The sequence below is a fragment of the uncultured Bradyrhizobium sp. genome (genome assembly GCF_936943645.1).
GTDB lineage: Bacteria > Pseudomonadota > Alphaproteobacteria > Rhizobiales > Xanthobacteraceae > Bradyrhizobium.
Window position 1 is genome coordinate 1 of record NZ_CAKZJO010000095.1, and the last position, 22426, is coordinate 22426.

The following is a 22426-nucleotide window of genomic DNA, read 5'->3' on the forward strand; positions in this document are numbered from 1 at the left end:
GACTTTCTCTAAACTTAGTTTGGAAAAAAACCGGCGGCTCGGGCATCTGCGGCTCGGGATGATCGAGCAGCTCGGGGCGCGGCGCTTCGTCGGCCCAGCCGGCGGCATCGGGCATCGGGGCAAGGCGCGGCGGCTCGGCGGCGTTAGGACGCTGCGGCAGCTGATCGCGGCCATGCGCGGCGCGAACGATGTTGGGCTCGACGACGATATCGGTGGGGCCGCCGATCATCAGGAGATGTTCGACATTGTCGCGCCGGACCAGCACGAGGCGGCGCCGGCCGTCGACTGCGGCGGCGTCGATCACGGCAAGGCGCGGCATCCGGCCGCGCTGGGTGTTGGCGCCGAGCCGGTTGCCGGCGAATCGGCGAACCAGCCAAGCAGCGACGCCGATCAACGCCAGGACGACGATGAACGCGACGATGAAGGTGATAGGGCTGCCTTGCATACTTGTCCCCGACAAATGGCGCTTTTCTCGTGCCCATGGCCGGATGCGCCGACCATTGGCTTAACGATGCCCCAAACTGCGATTTCTTAACGTCCCACGGCAAGTTTTGCCGTCCCCAACTCTTAATAACCTATGAATCGCTCGATCCAAAACGACTTCTTGGCCCGCGCATGCGCCGCCAAACGGTTGGGTTAATGCCACTTTTGGAGGCGTAGAATCACGGGGGTGCCGACTTGTGTCCCACGCGGGGACACGCGCCGGCCGCGTTCTTAACCAGCTGTTAACCATACAGGCGGCAAATTCTGCCTAGCTTCGGACCTCGAGGTCCGCAAGAGGCGGAAGGAGCCGCGACGATGTCCATCAACGACCTCCCGGTGCTGTCGGCGCTTCGCACCAAGATGCAATGGCACCAGGAACGCCAGCGCGTCCTGTCCGAGAACGTCTCCAATTCCGACACGCCCAAATTCCGGCCGCGCGACCTGGTCGAGCCGAAGCTCGACAAGACCGGGGCCGTCACGGGCTCGATGGGCCCCCTGGCGATGATGCGCACCAGCAGCTCGCACATGACCCCGTCGGGCGCGCCCTCCGGGTTCGACCAGAACAAGAATGCGGGCTTCGAAACCCGTCCCGCGGGCAACGCCGTCAATCTCGAGGAAGAGATGATGAAGGCCGCCAGCAACCAGATGGATTACGCGGCGGCGACCTCGCTCTATTCGAAGAGCCTGCATCTGCTCAAGACCGCGATCGGCAAGGGCTAGTCGCATGACCCGCGAACAGAAGCGCTAGAGGAGGCACATCATGGCCAATGACAGCAGCGACTTCGCCCGCTCGATGGCGATCGCGACTTCCGGTCTGCGGGCGCAGGCCGGCCGCATGCGGGTGATTTCGGAAAACATCGCCAACGCGGATTCGACCGCGCAGACCGCCGGCGGCGATCCCTACCGGCGCAAGGTTCCGACCTTCTCCTCCGCGCTCGACCGCACGCTCGACGCGCAGGTCGTCACCCTCGGCAGGATCAAGCCCGACCAGTCGAACTTCCGCGTCAAATACGAGCCGAACAATCCGGTCGCCGACGCCAGCGGCAACGTCAAATACCCCAACGTGAACTCGGTGGTCGAGATGACCGACATGCGCGATGCGCAGCGGTCCTACGAGGCCAATCTCAACATCATCAGTGCGACGCGCCGGATGATCCAGCGCACGCTCGACATTCTCAAGAGCTGAACAGGACAATTGAGCCATGGCATCACCGTCAGTCGCCGCCAATGCTTATGCCAACCTCGCCCGCGTGCTGGAAAACACCGGCGCCGGTGCCGGAAAGGGCAGCGAGGCCACCGGGCAGTCCTTCGCCGCGCTGCTCAAGGACGCCGTCGGCAGCGTCATGGAATCCGGCCGCAAATCGGATGCGCAGACGGTGGCGATGGCCTCCGGCAAGGCCAACGTGATGGACGTGGTGACGGCGGTCGCCGACACCGACGTCGCGGTGTCCACCCTGGTCTCGGTCCGCGACCGCGTGATCGCGGCCTATGAAGACATCCTGAAGATGCCGATCTGATTTTTCGGCGCCGGCGCTCGTCCCAATCGTCATTGCGAGCGCAGCGAAGCAATCCAGACTGCCTCCGTGGAAAGATTCTGGATTGCTTCGTCGCAAGGGCTCCTCGCAATGACGGGGAGGGGCCGGAGATCCTTTCCGCGAGTGGTGAGGATGAAGCTTAAACAAGGAATTCCCCAATGACCGGCCCCGAAACTCTCGACGTAGCGCGTGATGCGATCTGGACGATCGTGATCGTGTCTTCCCCCCTGATGGTGGTGGGGCTGGTGGTCGGCGTCATCGTGTCGCTGTTCCAGGCGCTGACGCAGATCCAGGAGCAGACGCTGATCTACGTGCCGAAGATCCTCGCCATCTTTGCCACGATGCTGCTGGCGCTACCCTTCATGGCGGATGCGCTTCATTCCCACATGCTGCGGATCTCGTCGCGAATCATCGGCGGCTGAGGCAAGATGCTGCGATTATGCGCATCGACGTTTCGCTGCTGCCGGCGCTCGCCGCGTCCTTCATGCTCGCCTTCGCCCGGGTCGGCGCGATGGTGATGCTGCTGCCTGGCCTCGGCGAGACCAATATTCCGACCCGGATCAAGCTGTCGATCGCGCTGCTGCTGACGTTGATCATCCTGCCGCTGCACCGCAACGCCTACCAGGTCGACATGGGCTCGCTGGCCCCGCTGCTCGTCCTGATGCTGCATGAGATCGCGATCGGCATCGTGCTGGGCGCGACCGCGCGCGTCACGCTGTCGGCGCTCCAGGTCGCCGGATCCGTGATCGCGCAGCAGATGGGGCTCGGCTTCGTCACCTCGGTCGATCCGACGCAGGGCCAGCAAGGCGTGCTGGTCGGCAACTTCCTGACCATGCTCGGGGTGACGCTGCTGTTCGCCACCGACAGCCACCATTTGGTGATCGCGGCGCTGAACGACAGCTATACGATCTTCGCACCGGGCGAGACCGTGTCGAGCGGCGACGTCGCCGCGCTCGCAACGCGCGCCTTCTCCGCCGCGTTCCGCTTAGGACTGCAGCTGTCGGGGCCGTTCCTGGTGTTCGGCCTCGTCTTCAACATCGGCCTCGGTATCCTGGCGCGGCTGATGCCGCAGATGCAGGTCTATTTCGTCGGCGTGCCGCTCTCGATCTTCGCCGGCTTCCTGGTGCTCGCCGTGGTGCTCACCGCGATGATGGGCACCTATCTGGATTACTTCATCGGTGTCATGCACCAGATGATGCCGCTGAAATAAGAGGGGTCGATGGCGGAAGACAACGATCCAGAGAGTCAAACAGAAGACCCGACGCAAAAGCGTTTGGACGATGCGCTCGAACGCGGCGACGTCGCCAAGAGCCAGGAGATCAACACCTGGTTCATGATGGCGGGCGGCACGCTCGTGGTCTCGACCTTCTCGGGCTCGGTCGGCGGCGGCCTGCTGACGCCGATGCGCAATCTGCTCGCCAATTCCTGGATGATCAAGACCGACGGCAAGGCTTTGCTGGCGCTGATGCAGCACATCGAAATCGCCATTCTCGCGGCGATCGGCGTGCCGCTGTTGATGCTGATGCTGGCGGCGATCGCCGGCAACATGCTGCAGCACCGCCTGGTCTGGTCGACCGAATCCCTGACACCGAAGTTCAGCAAGATCTCGCCCGGCGCCGGCTTCAAGCGCATCTTCGGCAAGCAGGCGGCGGCAAATTTCCTCAAGGGCATCGGCAAGCTGGTGCTGCTCGGCGTGGTCATGACCATGATCCTGTGGCCGGAGCGGCATCGCATGGAGGCGATGGTCAGGCTCGATCCGGCCGCCATGCTTGGCGCCAGCACCAGCATGACCATTCACCTGCTCGGCGCGGTGGTCGCGGCGCTCGCGATCGTCGCCATCGCCGATTATTTCTTCCAGTATCGCAGCTGGTTCCAGCGGCAGAAGATGTCGCTCCAGGAGATCAAGGAAGAGTTCAAGCAGTCCGAAGGCGACCCGCACATCAAGGGCAAGATCCGGCAATTGCGGCAGCAGCGCGCCAAGAAGCGCATGATGACGGCGGTTCCCAAGGCCTCCGTGATCATCACCAACCCGACCCACTATTCGGTGGCGCTGTCCTACGAGCGCGGCATGACGGCCCCGATCTGCGTCGCCAAGGGCGTCGACAACCTCGCCTTCAAGATCCGGGAGATCGCGCGCGAGCACGACATTCCGATCGTGGAGAATGTGCCGCTCGCCCGCGCGCTCTACGCCACCGTCGAGATCGACCAGGAAATCCCGACCGAGCACTATCATGCGGTTGCCGAGGTGATCGGCTACGTCATGCGGCTGAAACAGGGATTCCGCGCCGGGCGCGGCTAAAAACCCCCGAAAGTACCGGAAATGGCCGTAATCTGGGAATCAGCGTACCTTTCGCCCCTGCTGCCCTTGCACCTCAGGGTCCGATTCAGGCAGGGAGGACCCCGCGCGCTTCGAAGCGCGTTGATTCTCTGCCCACAGGCTGCGCCAGCTCGAGAATGACCGCCGAGACCGACCACGACCTCACACGCGAGCCCGTTGCGGCGCACGAGCCGTCGCCGCGCTCGGGCAGCATTGCGCTGGTGCTGCTGGTGGCTGCCGGCCTCGTCGCCGTCGCCGTCGGGCTGATGACGCTCGGGCGCGCGCAGGCCCAGCCCTATATCCTCGGCATCCTCGCCGTGCTGGCGATGGTTGGTCTGTTCAACCTGTTTGCCTTCGCTGCCGGCATCATCCGCTTTGCCGACCGCAACCTCGACGATCCCATCATCGGCCGCATCTCCGATCACGCCTTCGACGGGCTCGCGGTCACCGATAGCCGCGGCCACGTGGTCTATTCCAACGCGGCCTATCTGACGCTGACCGGCGCCAGCGGCCCGCAGGACGTGCGCCCGGTGGAACGCGTCTTCATCGGCAATCCCGATGTCTCCGAAGCCGTGTTCCGGCTGCTGAAAGCCGCGCGCGAAGGCAAGCGGCAGCAGGAGGAGGTGCGCATCGCCGGCCAGGACGGCAGCCAGGGCCGCTGGCTGCGGATGCGCGTGCGCCCGCTCGGTACCGGCAAGCGCGAGGGGAAATACGCGGTGTGGTCGATCGCCGACATCACCCGCGACCGCGAGCGCCAGGAGGACGTGTTCCAGGAGCTCCAGCACGCCATCGAATATCTCGATCACGCGCCTTGCGGCTTCTTCTCGGTCAATCCGGCCGGCGAGCTCGCCTATGTCAACGCGACGCTGGCGAACTGGCTCGACTACGACCTCGCCGAGATCGGCTCGGGCGGGTTGAAGCTGACCGACATCGTCTCCGGGGACGGCGCCTCGCTGCTCACCGCGATCGTGGCGGTGCCGGGCGAAGTCAAGACGGAAGTCTTCGACATCGACCTGCGCATGCGCACCGGCAAGACCATGCCGGTGCGGCTCTATCACAAGCTCGCCTTCGGCGCCGACGGCGCGCCCGGGCCGTCGCGCACGCTCGTCATCAGCCGCGCGCGGGACGAGCGCAGCGACCCCGACCGCGCTGCCGAAGTGCGCTTCATGCGCTTCTTCGACCACACGCCGATGGCGATCGCGACCGTCGACCGCGGCGGCAACGTGGTGCGTGCCAATGCGCGCTATGCCAAGCTCGGCCAGGCGCTGGGGCTCGACAGCGCCTCCAAGTCGATCTTCCGCGCGGTCAATTCGCGCGACCGGCACCTCCTGATCGCGGCCATCAACCAGGCCGCCGAGGGCCAGGCCGATATCGCCCCGGTCGAGGTGGCGCTGGAAGGCACCAAGGAGCGCTGGGGCCAATTCTTCGTCACGCCGGTGGATGCGGCCGAGAACGAGGCGGAAGCCGCCATCGTGCACATGCTCGAGACCACCGAGCGGCGCGCGCTGGAGAACCAGATCAACCAGTCTCAGAAGATGGAAACCGTCGGTCAGCTCGCCGGCGGCATCGCCCACGACTTCAACAACGTGCTCTCCGCCATCATGATGGCGAACGATTTCCTGCTGAACGCGCACAAGCCGACCGACCCGTCGTTCCAGGACATCATGCAGATCAAGCAGAACGCGACGCGCGCCGCGACCCTGGTGCGGCAGCTGCTCGCGTTCTCGCGGCGGCAGACGCTGCGGCCGCAAGTGCTCGATCTCGGCGATGCGCTGTCGGACCTCACCATGCTGCTGCGCCGGCTGATCGGCGAGAAGGTCAAGCTCGACCTCGTCCATGGCCGCGACCTCTGGCCGGTGAAGGTCGACGTCTCCCAGTTCGAGCAGGTGATCGTCAATCTCGCGGTCAACGCGCGCGACGCCATGCCGGATGGCGGCAAGCTGATCATCCGCACCGCCAACGTCAACACCGAGGACGCGGGCAAGCTCGCCTACAAGGGCATGCCGGCCGCCGATTATGTGCGGATCGAGGTCGCCGACACCGGCACGGGTATCCCTGCCGACATCCGCGACAAGATCTTCGAGCCGTTCTTCTCGACCAAGGAAGTGGGCAAGGGCACCGGCCTCGGTCTTTCGACGGTCTACGGCATCGTCAAGCAGACCGGTGGATTCATCTACGTCGATTCCGAGCCGGGGCAGGGGACCTCGTTCCACATCTTCCTGCCGCGTCACCATGCCGAGCCCGAAGCGCAGGTCGAGCAGCCTGCGGCTGCGGTCAGCGCGACCAACGGCGCCGCGAAGGAAGCTGCGGCCGTCGAGGCCAAGCCGCGCACCGATCTCACCGGGCAGGGCACGATCCTTCTGGTCGAGGACGAAGAGGGCCTGCGCGCGCTGAACGCACGCGGCCTGCGCTCGCGCGGCTACACCGTGGTCGAGGCCGAGAACGGCGTCGAGGCCATGGAGATGCTGGAGGAGCAGAGCGGGGCGATCGATCTCGTCGTCTCCGACGTCGTGATGCCCGAGATGGACGGCCCGACGCTGCTCAAGGCGATGCGGGAGAAGAACCCCGACATCAAGTTCATCTTCGTCTCCGGCTATGCCGAGGACGCCTTCGAGAAGAGCCTGCCCGAGGGGCAGCAATTCGACTTCCTGCCGAAGCCGTTTACGCTGAGCCAGCTGGTGGCGGCGGTGAAGGAGACGATGGCGAAGCAGGGGTGAGGGCGCGCGGGGCTCGCCTGTTCAGCCTTCTCCTTGATTGGGCCCGACTGCTTCAACGCCGTCATTGCGAGCGCAGCGAAGCAATCCAGGCTGCCTCTGCGGAAAGATTCTGGATTGCTTCGTCGCAAGGGCTCCTCGCAACGACGGGGGTGGGAGCAACGCTCGCAATGACGGGGAAAAAGCTGAAATCTCGTCCCAAACCCGCCGGTAGCCGGCGACCACAGTTCCCCGCCTGGATCCGGCCAAACCCCCGCCAAATATGGGCTTTTGCCACATCCCCGCGACTGAGGGCCGCAGTCGCGGGTTCCGAATGCGTCTTCACTTTTCGGGAAGTCTGCCCATGTTAGGGGCACGTCCCCATGCCGGGGATATGGGAAACGCACATGACTTTCTCGCAACGCTCCCGCAGTCTCTTCAAGACGCTCGCCGTCGTGCTGGCGCTTGCGCTGCCGACCGCGCTCGCCATCTCGTCCGCTGACGCGCGCGTCGGTGGCGGCATGTCGTCGGGCTCGCGCGGCTCGCGCACCTATTCGGCTCCGCCGTCGACCACGACCGCGCCGGGCTCGGCCTCGCAATTCAACCGCACCTATACCCAGCCGGGCGCCGGCATGAACTCGGCCGCGCCCGCGCGCGGCGGCCTGTTCGGCCGTGCCGGCGGCTTCATGGGTGGCCTTGCGGCCGGCTTCCTCGGCGCCGGCCTGCTCGGCATGCTGTTCGGTGGCGGCCTGTTCGGCGGCCTCGGCGGCCTGTCCTCGATCCTGGGCCTGATCATCCAGATCGTGCTCGTGGTGTTCGTGGTGCGGCTGGCCATGTCCTGGTGGCAGCGCCGCCACTCCCCGCAGGCGGCCTATGCCAACGCCGACGCTGGCAGCGCTCAGGCCCCGCAGACGAACTATCGCAGCGGCGGCGGTCTTGGTGGTGGTCTTGGTGGCGGCCTCGGTGGCTTCGGCTTCGGTGGCGCCAACAACGCGCCGCTCGAGATCAAGCCGGACGACTATGAAGCGTTCGAGCGCCTGCTCGGCGAGGTCCAGGCCGCCTGGTCGAACGAGGACGTGGCCAAGCTGCACACGCTCGCGACGCCGGAGATGGTCTCCTATTTCGAGCAGGACCTCGCCCAGAACCGCGCGCGCAACGTCGTCAACAAGGTGACCAACGTCAAGCTGCTGCAGGGCGACCTCGCGGAAGCCTGGCGCGAAGGCGAGACCGACTACGCCACGGTGGCGCTGCGCTTTGCGCTCACCGACAAGACGCTGGACCGCAACAGCGGCACGGTCGTCGCCGGCAGCGAGCAGCCCGGCGAGGCTACCGAAGTCTGGACCTTCGCCCGCCGCCCCGGCAGCGGTTGGGAATTGTCGGCGATCCAGCAGACCAACTGATCGCCAAGCGATTGAAGATGAGGGCGTCGTGCTTCCGGCACGGCGCCTTTTTCTTTTGGGTGCCTCGTGCGGCACTGGAATAAGCGGATGCACCTCGGGTTGAAATTCAGGCGGCCAACGAGAAACACAATTGGGAGCACAAGATGATCCGTATCAAGAGATCCACGACGATATCAGCGCTCGCCGCGGCGTCGCTTGCATGGCTTGCGGCGCCATCCGCGCAGGCGCAATCCGCCGACATGACGTTCTTCGTGACTTCCAATGGCCCGGGCAAGGGCGCCGATCTCGGCGGCCTCGAGGGCGCCGACGCGCAGTGCGCCAAGCTCGCACAGGCCGGCGGCGCCAGCGCCAAGAGCTGGCGCGCCTATCTCTCGACGCAGGCGGCTGACGGCAAGCCGGCCGTCAATGCCAAGGACCGCATCGGCAAGGGGCCGTGGCAGAACGCCAAGGGCACGGTGATCGCCAAGGACGTCGCCGACCTGCATGGCGCTTCCAACAATCTCACCAAGCAGACCGCGCTCAGCGAGAAGGGCGAGGTCATCAACGGCCGCGGCGACACGCCGAACCGCCACGACATCCTGACCGGAACGCAGCCCGACGGCACCGCGTTCGCGGCCGGCGACGACAAGACCTGCAAGAACTGGACGTCGAGCACGCAAGGCGCGGCGGTGGTCGGTCACGCCGATCGTCAGGGCCTGCGCGACGACGAGCCGTCAAAGTCCTGGAACAGCTCGCACCCCTCGCGGGGTCCCGACGGCGGTTGCTCGCAGGCCGATCTCAAGAGCACGGGCGGCGACGGGCTGCTGTATTGTTTCGCCGCGAATTGAGCGGAGGCGCGACGTTCTCTCTCTCCTCCGTCATTGCGAGCGCAGCGACTTGCCCGCCGAAGCCTTGGCGAAGGCGGAAGCAATCCAGAATCTTTCCGCGGAGGCAGCCTGGATTGCTTCGTCGCAAGCGCAAAAATCGCTTCGCAATTTTGCGCGAACTCCTCGCAATGACGGAGTATGTTGCAAGAGCGTCCGTTCTCACCCTGACGGAACGCTCAGCCGCATGCTACATTGGTCCGACCGCATCCACGCTCACGGACCTCTCCCATGAAATACGAGCTCTACTACTGGCCCGAGATCCAGGGCCGCGGCGAATATGTGCGGCTGGCGCTGGAGGAGGCGGGGGCCGCTTACGTCGATGTTGCGCGGGAAGCGCGCGGCACGGGGGCGATGATGAAGATGATGGACCCGCAGAAGGACATGCCACCGTTTGCACCGCCGTTCCTGAAAGCGGGCAAGCTCGTCATCGGCCAGACCGCCAATATCCTGCTCTATCTCGGCAGCCGGCACGGCCTCGCGCCGAAGACGGAGGCCGGAAAACTCTGGGTGCACCAGCTTCAGCTCACCATCACCGATCTCGTGGTCGAGATCCACGACACCCATCATCCGCTCGGACCCTCGCTCTATTACGAGGACCAGAAGCCGCCGGCAAAGAAACGCACGGCCGAGTTCTGGAGCGAGCGGGTGCCGAAATATCTCGGCTATTTCGAGCAGCTCCTCGGCGAGAACGGCGGCGCGTATGTCACGGGTCGCCGGCTCACCTATGTCGACCTCTCGCTGTTCCAGATCGTCGCGGGTCTGCGCTATGCCTTTCCCAAGCGCATGACCGCGTTCGAGGCGGATATTCCGGGCCTCGTCGCCTTGCACGACCGGATCGCCGCGCGGCCGAACATCAAGGCCTATCTCGCAAGCCCGCGCCGCATCCCCTTCAACGAGCAGGGCATCTTCCGCCGCTACAAGGAGCTGGACAATTAGCCGGTCCGGACGGCGGCTGGCGGCAGCCCCCGTTCCGGACCGGCCGCTTCGGGCGCGATCTGTCGCCCGAATGCGTCTTGGCCGGGCAGCGCAAGCGGACGCTCCGGCGTAGAGCGATTGTTGGAATCGTCGGGAGAGAAGTCGTTCTCGTCGGGGCAGGGCGGCTTGCAGAACATCGTCGTCTCCCGTTACGTCGTGCGGGCTCCCTTAGCGAAGTTCGCTTGCCGCGACGTCACTCGTTTGGAGGAGGCGGAAACGATTTTCCGTGTCGTGCAGGAGAGAGGGCGAGGCGCCCTCACCAGACACCCGGCAGCAGGCGATAACGCACCCGTTCGGCGTAATCGGCATAGCCCGGCAGGCCTTCGCGCAAGGTGCGTTCCTCGATGCCGATGCGGATCGCGAACAGGAGGACCAGGACCGGGACCATCGCAAGGCCCCACCACGAGCCCAGCAGCAGCGGCACGCCGGTGAAGAACAGGACCATGCCGCTATACATGGGATGACGCACGTGGGCGTAGGGGCCGGTCGAGATCACCCGCTGCTCGCGCTCGGCCTGCAGCTTTACCACGGGGGCCGCGAACGAGTTCTCGCGAAAGACCCAGAGTGTGAACAGCGTCGAGAGCAGGAACAGCGCAAAGCCGGCCGCCTGCAACGCGGCCGGCATGTCGGACGCTTCAAGGCGCCGATCGACGCCGATCAGCGCAATCCAGGCCAGCATCGCAACGATCAGGACGGTCACGAACACCTTGTCGGCGGCAGGCTGCTCCTTCTGCAGGAGCGGCCGCAGACGCTCGGCGAGCAGCGCCGGATCGATCCGGTAGAGCCACCAGCCGCAGAGCGGGCCGAGCAGGATGCATGTCGCGAGAAACACCCAGGCCGAGGGCCAGCGCAAGGTCCCTGCGGAGGCGAACAGCAGCGCGCCCATCGCCGCGGTGGTGATCGTGTTCTGCAGCAGCAGTCTGGCGATCATTGTCGATCTTGTCCCATCAGACGCCAGCGCATTGACAGCATCTCTTTCCGGCAAACATGCGGCCGGGAAGGCGGTCGCGACCGCCTTCAGACCTTGATCGGCGGCGTGAAGGCCGCCACCAGCCGAACCAGATCGGCCTGTCGTTTGGTTCCAGTCTTGACGAAGATCCGGGCGAGATGGGTCTTGATCGTGGTTTCGGCGATACCCATGCTTCTGGCCACGTCAGGAACTCCGCCGATCTCGACAATGGACAGGAAGACGCGCAACTCGGTCGGGGTTAGCTTGAACAGCTTGCGGATGAGGTCGGGCGCGACGATTGTATCGAGCGCCGCCTTGCTGACGAACAGCACGGCGCAGGCGTCGTAGCTAGCCCCGAATCTCTGCCGGCGCCCGGCGGTCAGCGGCAGGAGGTGCCCGACATAATGCGAGCCGTCGCGGGCCGTCAGATGCAGCGAGATGCTCGCGCTCGTCATCGCCCGGTCGCCGAGAACCGTGCCCGCCAGTGCCTGCCGCAGCACACGATCGGCATTCAGGTCCGAGGTCACGAGCCGGCCGTGGACCGAACGAAGAATTTCGGCCTCGTCCAGCATGTCGCGCGCGCTCGCATTGAAGTGCGTGATGCGACCCTCGGCATCGAGCAGCAGCACGGCGGTTCGCAAGGCGTCGAGCGTGCGGACCGAATTCGTCTCGAATGCGTCCTGCTGCTGCAGCTTCTGTCTGACCAGCATGGCCCGCTGCACGTGCGGCGTGAGGTGGGAGATCACCTGGTACATCCTGCGGTCGACGGGGCCGCCGGCCTTCATGATCGAGAGGCGGGATATTCCCGTCGAGGATTTGTCGAGCAGGATATTGGCGGCGTCTTCGAGACCCTGCGGGCGCGTCCACTCGTTGTAGAACATGGTGGTCCGGAATTCGTCGACGTCGATCCAGTCCCTGATCGTCTGGATCTGGCCGACCGGCGCGTGGAGCACGGCGCGCGACGGATCGAATGGCTCGTAGGTTTGGATGTAAGACTGGATATAGGCCGGGTCGACGCCAACGGCATGCGAGATCACGGGCTCGCCGGCTGCCCCGATCCGCACCAGGCCGCCGCTCTGGCCGCCCGCAAGGTTGACGATGCTGCCAAGCGTCGCCGACCATCTGGAATCGTCGAGCGCGGCGTCATAGATGTCGGCCACCAGCGACAGCAGCTCTTCATTCATTTCCATTGGCTTGTCCCACAGTCGCTTGCCCATCGGACGCTTGGATGGGTTGGTTCGGTCTCGCAGATGAGCACGCCGGATGCGGAAGTTTGATGAGCCGGATCACACTTGGAACGACGCGCCGATCCGGAGGCGGGCGATATCCGCGCCAATGATGCGCGAAGGGCCGCGTGAAGGGCAAGGAATTGGGAGAGCCGATGCAACATACGCGCGAACGGAACCCGCGCGCCTGTCACGGCGAGCAGGATCGTGTTCGGCGATGGCAATCTTGCGATCATGCGCAGGTCCCGGGGGGCCGCGCACGAGTTTGATTCAGCTATCCGGCAAAGATGCGGCCGGATGCGACACGAGCCCGATCGACCGGATCGGGCGATCCGTTCGCGCGGGGCCGCTCAGGCGAGCTGATCGATCCGCGTGCCCTGACCCGGCGGCAGCGGCGCAGGCGGCTGCGGCTTGTAGGTCGGATCAGTGTCCTTGGTCTTGGTTTGATCGTCCTGCTGCTTGGTCGTGTCGTAGCTTGGCACCACGATCGCGATCGGCGGCGGGGCAACGGTAGAAACCTTCATCCGCAAATCCTCACACATGGAAACAATTGAGCCTGCGCTGCGAGGAGCGAAAATTCCTTCAAGCCAATCGTTAAAATGCGAGGGATCTGGTGCGTTAGATAGACTGTTTGCGTCTCATCCACGCGACGCCAAAGGGGACCGCAAATCCCTCCCCGTCATTGCGAGGAGCTCTTGCGATGAAGCAATCCAGGTTGTCTCCGCGGAGAGATTCCTGGATTGCTTCGCTTCGCTCGCAATGACGGAGTATGTGGCGGGCAGCGTCGCGCCAAACGCGCAACGCATCCGTAGCAAGCAGAGGAAGAGCTCCTCCTACTCGTCCTTGCCGCGCGTGATCGCAATCGACGCGTCCGTCTTGGTACGCGTGCATTCCATGTTGAGGCGGCGGTAGCGCATGTTGACCTTGTCGCCGCGCAGCAGGCCCATCCGCTTCAGGCAGCGTGTCGCGCCCGTCGTGGTGTCGTCCTTGGTCACGGTGAAGACGATCGCCGCCATCGAGCCCACCAATGTGTAGAACTCCGGCTTGGGCTTGCGATCGCCCTTGGCATAAAGCTCGATCGAGTATTTGTCGCCGCGGCAGCTCACGGACAGCTCCTTGGCCGCCGGGTGCGTCAGGTAGACGGTGTTCGCAGCGCGAAAGTTCACCTTGAGGCGCTCGACCTGGTTCGCCAGTTCCTTGGCGCTGTCGTCACAGCGATCGGCGCGCGCGGGCGAAGTGAGGGTCACAAGGCCGGTGATGGCGGCGGCGACCAGGATCGCGCCGCGGACGTTCAAGTTCAATGTCATGATGAAAAGCCCCTTAGGGCGTGCATTCAAGCGTCGTCGAGCGCGAAGCGCAAGGGTGGGGCCTTTCTTGTTGGCCGGCGCGTGATATAAAGGGCACATGAGCAAGGAGCAGGTAAAAGCCGTCCTGGACCGCGTTCTGACCTGGCCGCCCGAACGCCAGGAGGACGCAGCGAAGATGCTGATGCTCATGGAGTCGCAGGACGAGAGCGTTTATCGGCTCACCGATGAGCAGGTCGAGGAGGTTCGCCGCCGTCGGTCGGATCCGAACGCGCGCCGGCTCACGCTCGAGGAGTTTACGCAACGCCTAAAGCAGCGCCTCGGCGAATAAGGTCGTCATTCACGAGTCAGCGGCTCGTGATCTCGACGAGATTATTGACTGGATTTCACAGGATAATCCCCACGCAGCAGCCAGAGTGGCCGATCGCATCAGAGCGAAGATCGAGCGTCTTGCCGTTTTGGGCCTACCCAACATCGGTCGTCCGGGCGTGCTTGAAGGGACGCGAGAGCTTGTGGAGCCTCCCTACGCCATCGTCTACGCGGTCGATCAGCCAAACCAGTTGATCGACGTATTGGCCATCCTTCATGGCGCCAGGGATCGCGAAATCTAGGGCTTGCCGATTGATCCGGCGGGCCTTCGGGACACTTCCTTTTCCGTTCAAAATGGGCTTAGAACGCTTCTATGCCGAGAGGCCCGCCAGGGCCCCAAAACCCCGAGATTCGCCCCATGAACGCTCCGACCGCCTTCCCCGACTCCTCGAAACCCGTTCCGCCCTACAAGCACACCCCGCTGTTCCCGCTGGGCAAGGACGAGACGCCCTACAAGAAGATCTCGTCCGAGGGTGTCAGGGTCGAGAAGGTCCTCGGCAAGGACATGCTGGTGGTGTCACGCGAGGCGCTGCGGGCGCTGTCGGAGGCGGCTTTCGGCGACATCAACCATTACCTGCGGCCCGGCCATCTGAAGCAGCTCCGTGCCATCCTGGAAGACGGCGAGGCGAGCCCGAACGACAAGTTCGTCGCGCTGGACTTTTTGAAGAACGCCAACATCGCCGCCGGCGGCGTGCTGCCGATGTGCCAGGACACCGGCACCGCGATCATCATGGGCAAGAAGGGCTGCAACGTCATCACCGACGGTGAGGACGAGGCGGCGCTGTCGGAAGGCGCGCGCGATGCCTACCTGCGCCGCAATCTGCGCTACTCGCAGGTCGCGCCGCTCTCGATGTACGAGGAGAAGAACACCGCCAACAACATGCCGGCGCAGTGCGAGATCTACGCCGAGGGCGATGACGCCTACAAGTTCATGTTCATGGCCAAGGGCGGCGGCTCCGCCAACAAGAGCTTCCTGTTCCAGGCGACGCCGTCCGTTCTGACCAAGGACCGGCTGCTCGCATTCCTGAAGGAAAAGATCCTCACCCTCGGCACCGCGGCGTGCCCGCCTTATCACCTCGCCATCGTGATCGGCGGCACCTCGGCCGAGCTTTGCATGAAGACCGTGAAGCTCGCCTCCGCCCGCTATCTCGACGCGCTGCCGACCCACGGCTCGCCCGACGGCAACGCCTTCCGCGACGTCGAGATGGAGAAGGAAATCCACAAGATGACGCAGAGCCTGGGGGTGGGCGCGCAGTTCGGCGGGAAATATTTCTGCCACGACGTGCGCGTGATCCGCATGCCGCGTCACGGCGCCTCGCTGCCGATCGGGCTTGGCGTATCCTGCTCGGCCGACCGTCAGGTGCTCGGCAAGATCACCAGGGACGGCGTCTATCTCGAGGAGCTCGAGCACAACCCGGCGCAGTATTTGCCTGAGGTCGAGGAGGCGCTCGGCGGCGAGGTCGTCAAGATCGACCTCAACCAGCCGATGAAGGACATCCTGGCGACGTTCTCGAAATATCCGATCAAGACCCGGGTCTCGATGACCGGCACCATGATCGTCGCGCGCGACAGCGCGCATGCCAAGCTGCGCGAGCGTCTGGAGCGGGGCGAGCCGCTGCCGGATTACTTCAAGAACCATCCGGTGTATTACGCCGGTCCCGCCAAGACGCCCGAAGGCTATGCCTCCGGCGCGTTCGGTCCGACCACCGCCGGCCGCATGGATTCCTTCGTCGACCAGTTCCAGGCGGCGGGCGGCTCGATGGTGATGGTCGCCAAGGGCAACCGCGCACCGGCTGTGCGCGAGGCCTGCAAGAAATATGGCGGCTTCTATCTCGGTTCGATCGGCGGCGCCGCGGCGAACCTTGCCGAGCACTGCATCAAGAAGGTCGAGGTGCTCGAATATCCCGAGCTCGGCATGGAAGCGATCTGGCGCATCGAAGTCGTCGACTTCCCGGCCTTCATCATCGTCGACGACAAGGGCAACGACTTCTTCAAGGAATTGAATTTGGGCTAGCCCTGCTTTCCCGGATCGGACCAGACGTCACGCGCTTTTGCAGCGCCATGATGGTGCAGGTCGATCCGGCGGCACATCGCGATCAGGCCCGGGATCCGATGAGGTGTCCCGGGCACACCTGGCAGCACGGCAGATCAACTGACGAGGTGGGCCGGTACGGGTCCGTGATCGATCACGGCTCCCGGTATGAAGAACTCTTGCGGAAATTTCTTTTCCAGCGCCTTGCCGACGGCATCCACCAAAGCATCGAGTTCCAGCGCGGGATTGATGCCGAGATTTGTCAGGCCAGTCCGCGATTGCGGGCCGATGCTGCCATCGAGATCGCCGATCTTTTGTCCAAGCCGGATCAGCGCCGACTGAATATAGGCGGGACGCACATCCTCGCCGAGGGCATCGACCTTCTGGCCCACCGACACGATCGCGCTCGCCGCCATCGCGGTGTAGGCCGACTTGAAATTATCGCCATGTCCGGCTGCGTAATACTGATAGACGAGGTCGTGGCTGCCACGGCAATCGAAATGCCAGGCCTCGCTCAATTTGGGGTCCGGCTTGTCGATGATCGGGCTTAGGCCGCGTGCCTTTGCCAGAGGCCAGAACTTCGGCAGCGTCAGCTTTTTGATCTTGTCGAGATCGAGATCGAAAGCACGTCCGGCTTCGTGCATGCTGCCGCCCGGCGGCGGGCTGAAGGCTTTTTTCTTCCCCGACGTGTAGTCGAGATGGGCCTGAAACTGCATATCGTACGATCTGAACAGATCGCTCAGGACCAGATCGCCGTGCTGGGCCTGCAGGTCCGCCTTTGTGGCGAAGATCGCGGCGTACATGTCCGGCGTGCAGTGTGCCATCCGCTTCGGCAGCGGCTTTCCGTCGTAGATGGAATCAATGGCGATCGGAATAAGCGGTGTGAACATGAAATGTCCCCGATGTACTGTAAAAGTCTGGATTGCAGAATTTGGAATAATAAATCTCAGGGAGTATGTCGGCATTTGCGATCAAGTGCAACTTGATCGCGAACCGTCTTGGGCCATCGGACCCTTGAGGCAGGGCGAGAAGCTTCGCGGTCGAGCGACCCTCGCGAAGCCCGCGTCCTTCAGCTGCAATTCGTGACCTGGTTGGAGCACAGCGCGCGCCACCAGCCACGGACGCCGTCGTGGCTCTCGACCAGCCCCCAGAAGCCGCTGCAGGCGAAGAGGCGCTTCGGCCCGCCGTCGCCGTCGATGGGGCCGCCGAGCTCGCGCTGGGCCGGCATCCATTTGGCGTCGACGAAGGGCGCCTGGAACAGGCCGCCCTGGCGCGTTGCGCCATTGGCGAAGTTCGCACCGACCTTGTTGGAGGCGACCCAGCCACGTCCGGGATAGGGCTTTGGCGCGCTGCGCGGGTATCGCTTCTCGTCCTCGTAGTCCTTGCCCGGGGGCCTTGCGCCTTCGATCAGGAACCAGCCGCTCTTGAAGCCGACGATGCGGAATTCGGTGAGCCAGCCGCCGTCGGGCGTGTTCTCGGCACCACCGAGCTTGAGCCGATAGGGTGGCGGCAGCGTGCCGAGCACACGCGCCGACGTCGACGGTTCGGCGCGCACGTTGAGGCCGCCAGGATCCTTGTCGATCGACCAGGCGCCGAGACTGCAGGGCTCGGTGCCCTCAGGCAGCGTTGCCCGCTTGGCCGCGAGCTCGGCGTGCAGCTTGGCGAAATCGGTTTCGTCATTGTCCGGATCGGGCTCGGCGCGCGGCTTCAACTCGGCGGAGACGGCGCGTGTCGCATCCGGTGTCAGCGTGACCACGAGGGCCTGCCGCGCCGCGAACACGCTCGCCGGTGTCTTCGGATCGTTCGACGTCGCGGGATAGACCGCGAGATAGCCCGTCGATCCATCGGTCCGGTAGGCGAGGCCGGCGACATAGCCCGCGGGCACCATGGCGAGCGCGCTTGCGCGCCACGCCGGTTCGGTGTCGTCCGCGCGTGCCGCCTGTGTCGCGACGCACAGCATCGTCGCCGCGATGAGACGGAGCGTGCGCATGATGGCTGCGCGGCCTTACGCGCGGGCGCCCGTGAACGGGAAGCTGCCCATCGGGCCGATGCCCATCTCGCCGTTCATGCTGTCGCCGGAGACGGTGCCGGTGAATTCGAGCGTGAGCGGCATCGGCTTGTCGATCGAGACCTTCCAGGAGACGTTGTCACCGGAGACGGTGCCGTCGAAGATCTCGGCGGTATTGCCTTCCGCGCCCTGCGAGCCCGTCAGCGTGCCGCCCGCGGCCTTCAGGCTCAGCGTCGCCTGGCGCTCGCCCATCGGCGTCGTCATGGTCAGATTCCAGTTGCCGTCTACGGCCATTCCCGTCTCCCGAACAAATCCCGGCGGACCGCGACGATCCGCGGCCAGTCCTCAAGCGAGCCTATAGCCCAACTCGCAGCGCCTGCCTAACCCCCTTCGATGGGGCATAGCAGCATGATCCCGAAAAGTGCGCAGCGGTTTTCGGTTAAGATCATGCTCAGACGACGACCTGAAGCGCGATCACGTCGCGCTTCAGGCGCGGGCGGCGGCGCGCCGGCGGCTGGTGACGATGAGGCGGAGCACGACGTACTGCACGGCGAAGGCGAGGATCTTGGCGCCGCCGGCGACCACCGTGAGATAGAACGCCCACAGCTTCAGATCGCCGGTGGAGGCGACCACGATCATGCCGGCGCCGATCACGAACATCAGCACCGCCCAGGCATAGCCCGCAGCCGTCACATATTCCGGAACGGTCTCGACGACCATCGGCGGCATGTAGCGCAGCATCCAGCCGCGCTTGAGCATGATCGCGCCGATGGCGAAATGCGCGATCGAGGGCTTTGCCATCATGAAGCGGGGATCGTTGGTCAGCAGCGTGATGGTGCCGAGGCCGACCACGAGCGCGAGGCTCGCATAGGTCATGTAGTTGAGCTGCTGGCCCTTGATGCGGGCGTGGATCACCTGCGCGATCGCGCCGGCGATCGCCACCGAGGTTGCCAGGATGACGTTGTCGGTGACGAGATAGACGACCAGGAAGACAATCGCGGAGAAGAGGTCGGAGGCGAGGCGGGCGAATACGTCCTTCATCGTCAATCCTGTCTAGCGGGCGTTGGGCAAGACCGTGGGCAAGGCGCGGGCAGGCGCACCGTACTTGATCTGGTGATACTCCGGATACCATTTTGTGAAGTAAATCGCGCTGTTGCGGGCGGCGAAGGCCACCGCAAGGCTCGACCAGAGCGGCAGGCCGGGGACGTAGAGCAGCACGAGATTGGCCGCCGCCATCAACAGCGCGGCCACGGTCCAGGCACTGGTGATGACGTAATTGGCAGTGAGAAAGCCGGGCATCGCCGCGGTCTCGGCCGGCACCGATTCAAGCGCGTATTGCAGCGTGAAGGGACGGCGGAACAGGATCGAGCCGAGAGAAATGACGAAGACGCCGATATCGACCGACAGCTTGACACCGAGCGTGCCGAGCTGCGGATCGAGCAGCGTCAAATAGAGGCCGATTGCGGCGAACACGACCGCCGAGCCGGCGGCCAGGATCTTCACCGAGCGGCCGTACGCCACGTCGATCGCGATGGTCATGAGGCAGATCGCGGCGGCCGCGAATACGCTCATCGTGGCCGACGTCACCAGCATCAGGAGGCTGTAGGCGCCGTAGGGGGCGAGGATCAGGAAAATCGTCATGGGCCGCCTCGGTCTGGCCGATCTTTACGTTGTAAAGATAAATAGTTCAGGCGGAGCGCCGGGTCAAGTCAAATCTTTACAATGTCAAAATCACGTAAGCGGCATATAGAAGCTGAGCTGCTGCAATGGCTTGGTCGGAGGCTTCCTCGGCCAATTCGGCCCAGGGCAGGTGCGACAGGACCGGGACCGAACAGGCGATCGCCAGACCAAGGCCGAGCAGGATGCCGCCGTTGAAGATGATCTGGCCGCTCCGCCGCAGCCGGATCATCTGGACGGCGACCACGGCGCAGATCAGTGCGAGGAGGGCAAGGACGTCTGCGGTGAGCGAGGGCAACTGCATGGGGGCCTCTTTGGTGACAGATCCGTGCTGTGGCTTTGGGAAAAAGACGGGCGCTATCGTGCGCCCACCCAATTGCCGTGAAACCCGTCCGGCACGCGATGGCCGAGCTGCACCAACGCGACGGGGCCGGCTTCGACATCGGTGGCATTGAACACCGCGAGGTCGCTGCGGTTCTCGCGTGCCCGCCAGACCACCGCGAGCAGCCAGCCGTCGCCCTCGCTCGCGTCCTTCGCGCGCTCGACGAACACGGGTTCGGAGATGGTGTCGCCGGCGGGCAGCAGGTAATGGCCGAGCCGCCGTCCGTTGCCGTCGACATGGACGACGCCGGAGAGTGCGCCGAACATCGGCAGTTTCGGATTGGCGCAGGCGTACCAGCCGTGACGATTCTTCAGCCCGGCGCGGCGGTCGTCGATGCGCGGGAATTCGCCGGTGAGATCGTCGAGGTAAGTCTGCTGGAAGCGATCGGTATTGCCTGTGAGATCGAAGGTCCAGCGGCAATGCCGGGCGCGCGACTTCTCGGGATCGGTCGGCCGTCCATCGGGATGCGGAAACAACGGCGCTTCCTCGAACTGCATGACGTCGGCGACGATGCGGTTCTCGTCCTCCCACGCATTCATGATGTGGAAGACGTAGCAGGCTTCACCACGGAACCAGACGATGTCCTTCGCGGTGCCGCTGCGCTTCATCACGCCGACATAGGCGCCCTTGTCCGGCTCCCAGGCGTAAGGCGGCCGCCCGCTCATCGCGCGCTCCATGCTGCCGGTGATGGGCAGGATCGGAAACAGCACATGGTTCGCGGTGACGATGAAGTCGTGCACCATGCTGGCATAGGGCGCCTCGAACCGCTCGAAGCGCGTGGCCTTGCCTGTTGCGTCGATCGAGCCGTAGGAGAGGGCAGGCGTCAGCGGCCCCGCTGCGTTGTAGCCGAAGAACACCAACTCACCCGTGACGGGATCGATCTTCGGATGCGCGGTGAAGCTGCCGGCGACGCGGCCCTGGTAGTTGTGATAGCCGCGCGTTGCCAGCGTGCCGGGCTCGATCTCGGTCGGCAGATGGGCTTCTTCCAGGGCCAGCAGCTTGCCGGCGTGGAAGATGATGTTGGTGTTGGCGACGCCGCCGTCGGTGAGGTTGGCAGGCGCATCCGGAAGCTTGCGGCCGAAGCCGCCGAACAGCGCGCGGCCGGCATCGTGCTCGGCGAGCCATTTCGGGGTGCGGACCCAGCGGTTGCGGTAGCTGGCGCGGCCGTTCTCGAGATGGAAGGCGTGCAGCATGCCGTCGCCGACGAACCAGTGCGCGCCGGGAGACTCGAACTGCGGATTGGGACCGTTGCGATAGAGCACGCCGTTCAGCTCACGCGGCAATTCGCCGATGATCTTGAGGAAAGGTGCGTCGGCTTCGAACGGGATCGGCCCGATATTGTTGCGGCGCTCGGCGATGGCGTCGTGCTGCACGGCGTAGCCTCTCTATCTTTACATCGTAAAGATCAGATACCGCCGATTGCCACTTCGGTCAAGCGAAATCTTTACACTGTCAATATTGCGTCATATAGCTTGCAAATGACCAAGACCGATACCAAGAGCGACACCGCGCGAAGCTCGCGTACCCCTGGAAAAAAGACCTCGGCAGCGGCGTCGCGTCCGGCACGCCGCGCGACCAGCGCGAAGGCCGAGACGCCGTATCATCACGGCGCCTTGCGCGATGCGCTGCTCGAGGCTGCCGAACGGGTGCTGGAACGCGACGGGCTTGCGGGCCTCACATTGCGCGCGGTGGCGCGGGAGGCGGGTGTGTCGCACGCCGCGCCGACGCATCATTTCGGCGACCTCACCGGCCTGCTCAGCGAACTCGCCGCGGTAGGCTTCCGTCAGTTCAATGCGGCGATGGCGGCGTCCTGCAATGCCGCCACCACGCCGCTCGAAGCCGCGCTGGCGCGGCCGAAAGCCTATGTCGCCTATGCGCAGGCCCATCCCGGCATGTACGGCATCATGTTCCGCACCGAGCGGCTGGATTATTCAAGACCCTCGCTGCACGAGGCGGCTGAAGCCTCCTTCGCCGGGCTTGCCAATGCAATCGGCATGATGCGGCAGGAACAGATCAGCGGCGATGCGCTGACGCTGAACCAGGGCGCCGCGATCGCACGCGCCTGGTCGATGGTGCACGGCTTCACCACGCTGCTGCTCGACGGGCGTCTCGCGGACATTTTGGGGCGTCTGCCGGAGGGGACAACGGCCGAACGCCTGCTCGAGGCGATGCTGACGGCGCCCATCTCGGGAAAGCTGCCCGGCCCCTGA

At 64.6% G+C, this 22426-nt stretch carries 26 protein-coding genes; 14 read left to right on the plus strand and 12 right to left on the minus strand.

Going from position 1 to position 22426, the window contains the following annotated elements; genetic code table 11:
• On the minus strand, positions 1 to 445 hold a 445-nt coding region (locus Q0743_RS27850), incomplete at its 3' end, for a flagellar biosynthetic protein FliO (protein WP_298244674.1).
• Between the two features lie 353 nt (positions 446 to 798).
• Between Q0743_RS27850 and flgB the strand changes: the two genes are divergently transcribed.
• The 10 genes from flgB to Q0743_RS27900 all read left to right on the plus strand — a co-directional run bounded on the left by flgB (position 799) and on the right by Q0743_RS27900 (position 10230).
• Positions 799 to 1203: a flagellar basal body rod protein FlgB gene (gene flgB / locus Q0743_RS27855; RefSeq protein WP_298244675.1), complete on the plus strand. Its 405-nt coding sequence runs from the start codon at positions 799 to 801 to the stop codon at positions 1201 to 1203.
• A gap of 40 nt (positions 1204 to 1243) precedes the next feature.
• Complete coding sequence (flgC, locus tag Q0743_RS27860; RefSeq protein WP_298244676.1) at positions 1244 to 1669, plus strand: flagellar basal body rod protein FlgC; 426 nt, start codon at positions 1244 to 1246, stop codon at positions 1667 to 1669.
• Positions 1670 to 1685: 16 nt separating this feature from the next.
• Positions 1686 to 2000 carry a flagellar hook-basal body complex protein FliE gene (gene fliE / locus Q0743_RS27865; RefSeq protein ID WP_298244677.1) on the plus strand — a complete coding sequence of 105 codons (315 nt, stop codon included), beginning with the start codon at positions 1686 to 1688 and terminating at the stop codon, positions 1998 to 2000.
• A gap of 176 nt (positions 2001 to 2176) precedes the next feature.
• Positions 2177 to 2440, plus strand: coding sequence for a flagellar biosynthesis protein FliQ (fliQ, locus tag Q0743_RS27870; protein ID WP_015684971.1), 264 nt, complete (start codon positions 2177 to 2179; stop codon positions 2438 to 2440).
• A gap of 17 nt (positions 2441 to 2457) precedes the next feature.
• On the plus strand, positions 2458 to 3228 hold the full coding sequence (gene fliR, locus Q0743_RS27875) for a flagellar biosynthetic protein FliR (protein WP_298244678.1): 771 nt from the start codon (positions 2458 to 2460) through the stop codon (positions 3226 to 3228).
• Between the two features lie 9 nt (positions 3229 to 3237).
• Positions 3238 to 4317, plus strand: a complete 1080-nt coding sequence (gene flhB, locus Q0743_RS27880; RefSeq protein WP_298244679.1) for a flagellar biosynthesis protein FlhB — start codon at positions 3238 to 3240, stop codon at positions 4315 to 4317.
• Between the two features lie 155 nt (positions 4318 to 4472).
• On the plus strand, positions 4473 to 7052 hold the full coding sequence (gene cckA, locus Q0743_RS27885) for a cell cycle histidine kinase CckA (RefSeq protein WP_298244680.1): 2580 nt from the start codon (positions 4473 to 4475) through the stop codon (positions 7050 to 7052).
• Between the two features lie 359 nt (positions 7053 to 7411).
• Positions 7412 to 8428: a TIM44-like domain-containing protein gene (locus Q0743_RS27890; RefSeq protein ID WP_298244681.1), complete on the plus strand. Its 1017-nt coding sequence runs from the start codon at positions 7412 to 7414 to the stop codon at positions 8426 to 8428.
• 143 nt (positions 8429 to 8571) lie between these two features.
• Positions 8572 to 9255 (plus strand): lectin, encoded by a 684-nt coding sequence (locus Q0743_RS27895; protein ID WP_298244682.1) that lies wholly within the window; start codon positions 8572 to 8574, stop codon positions 9253 to 9255.
• Positions 9256 to 9522: 267 nt separating this feature from the next.
• On the plus strand, positions 9523 to 10230 hold the full coding sequence (locus Q0743_RS27900) for a glutathione S-transferase (protein ID WP_298244683.1): 708 nt from the start codon (positions 9523 to 9525) through the stop codon (positions 10228 to 10230).
• 295 nt (positions 10231 to 10525) lie between these two features.
• Here Q0743_RS27900 and Q0743_RS27905 read toward each other — a convergent pair whose 3' ends face one another.
• From Q0743_RS27905 to Q0743_RS27920, 4 genes are all read right to left on the minus strand, one after another.
• Positions 10526 to 11200: an isoprenylcysteine carboxylmethyltransferase family protein gene (locus Q0743_RS27905; protein ID WP_298244684.1), complete on the minus strand. Its 675-nt coding sequence runs from the start codon at positions 11198 to 11200 to the stop codon at positions 10526 to 10528.
• A gap of 86 nt (positions 11201 to 11286) precedes the next feature.
• On the minus strand, positions 11287 to 12408 hold the full coding sequence (locus tag Q0743_RS27910; RefSeq protein WP_298244685.1) for a LuxR C-terminal-related transcriptional regulator: 1122 nt from the start codon (positions 12406 to 12408) through the stop codon (positions 11287 to 11289).
• A gap of 386 nt (positions 12409 to 12794) precedes the next feature.
• Complete coding sequence (locus Q0743_RS27915) at positions 12795 to 12968, minus strand: hypothetical protein (protein ID WP_260389586.1); 174 nt, start codon at positions 12966 to 12968, stop codon at positions 12795 to 12797.
• 309 nt (positions 12969 to 13277) lie between these two features.
• Positions 13278 to 13751 (minus strand): hypothetical protein, encoded by a 474-nt coding sequence (locus Q0743_RS27920; protein WP_298244686.1) that lies wholly within the window; start codon positions 13749 to 13751, stop codon positions 13278 to 13280.
• A 97-nt stretch (positions 13752 to 13848) separates the two neighbouring features.
• Here Q0743_RS27920 and Q0743_RS27925 point away from each other — a divergent pair, with 97 nt between their 5' ends.
• The 3 genes from Q0743_RS27925 to Q0743_RS27935 all read left to right on the plus strand — a co-directional run bounded on the left by Q0743_RS27925 (position 13849) and on the right by Q0743_RS27935 (position 16131).
• Entirely contained in the window at positions 13849 to 14079 is a 231-nt protein-coding gene (locus Q0743_RS27925; protein WP_298244687.1) for a hypothetical protein, read from the plus strand.
• Positions 14080 to 14086: 7 nt separating this feature from the next.
• The gene (locus tag Q0743_RS27930; protein ID WP_298244702.1) at positions 14087 to 14359 is read left to right on the plus strand and encodes a type II toxin-antitoxin system RelE/ParE family toxin; all 273 of its coding nucleotides are present in this window, start codon (positions 14087 to 14089) and stop codon (positions 14357 to 14359) included.
• A 116-nt stretch (positions 14360 to 14475) separates the two neighbouring features.
• A complete protein-coding gene (locus Q0743_RS27935; RefSeq protein ID WP_298244688.1) occupies positions 14476 to 16131 on the plus strand; it encodes a fumarate hydratase in 1656 nt (551 codons plus the stop codon).
• Positions 16132 to 16265: 134 nt separating this feature from the next.
• On the opposite strand, the gene Q0743_RS27940 is transcribed toward Q0743_RS27935, so the two are convergent.
• From Q0743_RS27940 to Q0743_RS27970, 7 genes are all read right to left on the minus strand, one after another.
• Complete coding sequence (locus Q0743_RS27940) at positions 16266 to 17114, minus strand: hypothetical protein (protein ID WP_298244689.1); 849 nt, start codon at positions 17112 to 17114, stop codon at positions 16266 to 16268.
• Positions 17115 to 17218: 104 nt separating this feature from the next.
• The gene (locus Q0743_RS27945; protein WP_298244690.1) at positions 17219 to 18139 is read right to left on the minus strand and encodes an SH3 domain-containing protein; all 921 of its coding nucleotides are present in this window, start codon (positions 18137 to 18139) and stop codon (positions 17219 to 17221) included.
• Positions 18140 to 18154: 15 nt separating this feature from the next.
• Positions 18155 to 18451, minus strand: a complete 297-nt coding sequence (locus Q0743_RS27950) for a hypothetical protein (RefSeq protein WP_100177515.1) — start codon at positions 18449 to 18451, stop codon at positions 18155 to 18157.
• Between the two features lie 192 nt (positions 18452 to 18643).
• On the minus strand, positions 18644 to 19198 hold the full coding sequence (locus Q0743_RS27955; protein ID WP_298244691.1) for a septation protein IspZ: 555 nt from the start codon (positions 19196 to 19198) through the stop codon (positions 18644 to 18646).
• Positions 19199 to 19210: 12 nt separating this feature from the next.
• A complete protein-coding gene (locus Q0743_RS27960) occupies positions 19211 to 19798 on the minus strand; it encodes a hypothetical protein (protein WP_298244692.1) in 588 nt (195 codons plus the stop codon).
• A gap of 76 nt (positions 19799 to 19874) precedes the next feature.
• A complete protein-coding gene (locus Q0743_RS27965) occupies positions 19875 to 20138 on the minus strand; it encodes a hypothetical protein (RefSeq protein ID WP_298244693.1) in 264 nt (87 codons plus the stop codon).
• 53 nt (positions 20139 to 20191) lie between these two features.
• Positions 20192 to 21589 carry a carotenoid oxygenase family protein gene (locus Q0743_RS27970; protein WP_298244694.1) on the minus strand — a complete coding sequence of 466 codons (1398 nt, stop codon included), beginning with the start codon at positions 21587 to 21589 and terminating at the stop codon, positions 20192 to 20194.
• Between the two features lie 105 nt (positions 21590 to 21694).
• On the opposite strand from Q0743_RS27970, the gene Q0743_RS27975 reads away from it, so the two are divergent.
• On the plus strand, positions 21695 to 22426 hold the full coding sequence (locus Q0743_RS27975; protein WP_298244695.1) for a WHG domain-containing protein: 732 nt from the start codon (positions 21695 to 21697) through the stop codon (positions 22424 to 22426).